Raw genomic sequence first — 3,154 nt, 5'->3', positions numbered from 1 at the left:
CGCTTCGTCGACATGGCCCACTGATGTGGGCCGACACTCTCATGTCCGCCCCACCCAGTCGTCGACACCGAAACGAGCAGCTCAGAGCAGGTTTCCTGGCGAGACGGCCCCCAGCCCCTGAGCCTTGCACCGACCAGTGGACAGACGACGTGGACCGTCACTACTGACATGCCGTGGCGGGACACCGACATCTCCGTGTCGGCCTACAACTGACGCGTTGCGTTCGAAAGGCTGAACGACGCCAGGGGCACCTGCCTGCAGGGGGTCGAGGGTGACGTCGAGATCGCACGTGCGGAGCTTGACGACGATGTCCGGCCCGGCCGTCGCGTCGATGTCCTTACCTGCTTCACGGGCCTGGAAGCTGACCGCGGCCACTGAGACCTTTCCGGTTTCGCGCTAGGAACGAAGCGCTTCTGCCGGCTCGACGCGCGACGCCTTGACGGCTGGGTAGATACCGGCGAGGAGTCCGCTGAGCAGGCCGACGACGGGGCCTCCACCAGCGGTGGCGAGCGACAGGACGGGAGTCCACTCGTGCGCCAGTGATACCGCGACCACGATGAGGACGCCGACGCTGGCACCGACCATGCCACCGATCGTTCCCAGGATCGATGACTCGAGCAGGAACTGCGCGGCAATCTGACTTCGCCGCGCGCCGAGCGCGCGACGCAGCCCGATCTCACGGACGCGCTCCATCACTGCGACCAAGGTGATGTTTGCGATGCCTACCGTTCCCACGATGAGGCAGATCCCTGCAAGGCCGAGGTAGAGGCCGGACACGTCAGATTCGACTGACTTCCGAATTTGCTGGGGGTTGGGCGGCGTGTCGACAGCGACAAGGTCTGGCCGGTCGGGCCTGAGCGCGATCGGCATCTCGTCAGCTACCTGTGGCGCGGCGCCGAGAATGGTCGCCGTCACCATCTGGGCAGGATGATCGGACGTCGGTTCGCCCCAGATCCGCAAGGCCGTGCCCGTCGGGACAATGACGCTCTGCAGTAGTTCCTGGCGGCGTCCCACGTCATCGATGATTCCGATCACGACGAATGGGACGCCGTCGACGAAGACGGCTGGCAGCGACGAGACGTCAGCCAGGTGCAGTCGGGCGGCAGCGACGCGACCCACCACCGCCGTCTGAAGTCCTCTCTCGTCGTGGAACTGATCGAAGGGGCGTCCGATGATGTCCTTGGCTTGGACCGTTGCGAACAGTTCGGGGTCGGCTGCCACGACTGGAAGTTCCGCCCCGCTCTCGGCGGGTCCTGGCAGGGACCGAACCATCGGATCCGTCGTCGACACGGTCCAGTAGACGGCGGCGTGTTCGACTCCGTTGAGTGCCTCCACACGTTGGGCGGCGTCCGGTGGAAAGGAAAGAAGGCCTCCCTCCTCGCTGCCGGCTGCGTCGGTGGCGCTCACTTCGGTAGCCATGAGCTGGTTGAAGGACTCACTGATCTGTCCGGACGCCGTTGACGTGAGACCCAGGATCGCGACGAACGCGCCAACGCCTGTCAACGTTCCGACGGCCGTGAGGACCGCTCGAACCGGACGCTGCATGAGGCCGGCAACACTTTCCCGGGCGAGGTCCTGATTGCTGATCCTGGACCTGGCGTAGTCGCTCTCCGGACGAACGAGCTTGCGTGGCAGCCTCACGGTGTCGTCTCTCGCACGACGCCGTCTCGTATGGAGACTGAATCGCCCTGGGTTTGTTGGAGGCTCCATCGTTTGGAAACGAGGATGGACCTATGCCGAAGGACGTCACGCCTGGGAAGCCGACTACGCGTCGGTACAGCGCTGAGGAGAAGGCTGCTGCGGTGCGGATGGTGCGCACGCTGCGAGCCGAGCTAGGAACTGAGAAGGGCACGATCCAGCGAGTCGCCCGCCAGCTGGGGTACGGGACCGAGTCGCTGCGGCTGTGGGTCAACCAGGCCGACATCGACGACGGTGAGCAGCCCGGTGTCTCGAGCGATGAGTCGGCGCGGTTGAAGGCGCTCGAGCAGGAGGTCCGTGAGCTGCGTCGAGCCAACGAGATCCTGAAGCGGGCAGCGACTTTCTTCGGGGCGGAGCTCGACCGCCAACACAAGTGAGCGTCGAGTTCATCGACGGCAACCGTGACGAGTTCGGAGTCGAGCCGATCTGCCGGGTCCTGCAGATCGCTCCGAGCGTCTACTACGCAGCCAAGACTCGACCAGCGTCGCCGCGTTCGCAGCGTGATGCGGTCACCGGGCCGGCGATCGAGCAGCTGTGGCACGACAACTACCGGGTCTACGGCGCCAGGAAGCTGTGGAAGGCAGCCCAGCGTGCCGGCCACGACATCGGCCGCGACCAGGTCGCCCGGCTGATGCGCACCGCAGGAATTCAGGGCGTCAGCAGGACCAAGGGGTTGCGGACCACCAAGCGTGATCCGGGCGCACCGCGGCACCCGGACCTGGTCGATCGGGACTTCACCGCCACCGGACCGAACCAGCTGTGGGTCACCGACCTGACCTACGTGCCGACCTGGGCCGGGGTGGCCTACATCTGCTTCATTACCGACGCCTACTCCCGCAAGATCGTCGGGTGGCGGGCCGCGCCGCACATGCGGACCACGATGGTCCTCGACGCGATCGAGATGGCCAGGTGGTCACGAGGCACCCACCTCGAGGGGCTGCGGTGTCACTCCGACGCCGGGTCGCAATTCACGTCCATCCGCTACGGCGAACGCCTCGCCGAGATCGGCGCCGTCCCCTCGATCGGAACCGTCGGGGACTCCTACGACAACGCCCTGGCCGAGACCGTGAACGGCTACTACAAGGCCGAGCTCATCCGTGGCCCAGCACGAGACGGCCGGCCTTGGAAGACCGTCGAGGACGTCGAGCTCGCGACCTTGTCCTGGGTCCACTGGCACAACACCCAGCGCCTGCACGGCTACCTCGGCGACGTCCCACCCGACGAGTACGAGCAGACGTTCTACGCTCAAGCCAGGACCGACCAACCCCTGGTCGGAATCCAATAGCCCGAGCCTCCACAGAACCCAGGGCGATTCATTGTCCCAACACACCCCGGTGTGTCCCATCGAGACCCGTGCACCGAGCTCGGTTGCGGCGTCGTGGAGCTGGGCCGACGTGTATTGCGAGCCTCTGTCGGCGTGGAAGATCACCCCGGCCACATCGCGCCCACGCATCGT

The 3,154-nt window shown here is 65.9% G+C and carries 2 protein-coding genes, 1 pseudogene and 1 other annotated feature; of the genes and pseudogenes, 1 reads left to right on the top strand and 2 read right to left on the bottom strand.

The genetic code is table 11. From position 1 onward, the window contains the following. Positions 1-396 precede the first annotated feature (396 nt). Positions 397-1,545 (bottom strand): ABC transporter permease, encoded by a 1,149-nt coding sequence (locus JWN68_RS03745; protein ID WP_297734897.1) that lies wholly within the window; start codon positions 1,543-1,545, stop codon positions 397-399. Positions 1,546-1,733: 188 nt separating this feature from the next. Here JWN68_RS03745 and JWN68_RS03740 point away from each other — a divergent pair. Next, positions 1,734-2,983, top strand: a protein-coding gene (locus tag JWN68_RS03740) for an IS3 family transposase (protein WP_297734894.1) whose coding sequence is annotated in 2 segments (ribosomal slippage) — positions 1,734-2,037 and positions 2,037-2,983 — 1,251 coding nt in all. Because the reading frame shifts where the segments join, the coding sequence is not laid out codon by codon here. Next, positions 2,033-2,149 (top strand) — a sequence feature (AL1L pseudoknot). (Overlaps the previous gene by 117 nt.) Before the next feature lie 30 nt (positions 2,984-3,013). On the opposite strand, the pseudogene JWN68_RS03735 reads toward JWN68_RS03740, so the two are convergent. Beyond that, a pseudogene (locus JWN68_RS03735) lies at positions 3,014-3,154 on the bottom strand (IS3 family transposase); the annotation flags it as partial.

The sequence above is a fragment of the Nocardioides sp. genome (assembly GCF_025964975.1).
In the GTDB taxonomy this organism is placed as follows: Bacteria; Actinomycetota; Actinomycetes; order Propionibacteriales; family Nocardioidaceae; genus Nocardioides.
This window is presented reverse-complemented; position numbering and strand designations above follow the sequence as displayed.

Coding starts and splice junctions, on each gene's coding strand:
- JWN68_RS03745 (WP_297734897.1), bottom strand. CDS start 1,545: ATGCAGCGTCCGGTTCGAGCGGTCCTCACGGCCGTCGGAACGTTGACA.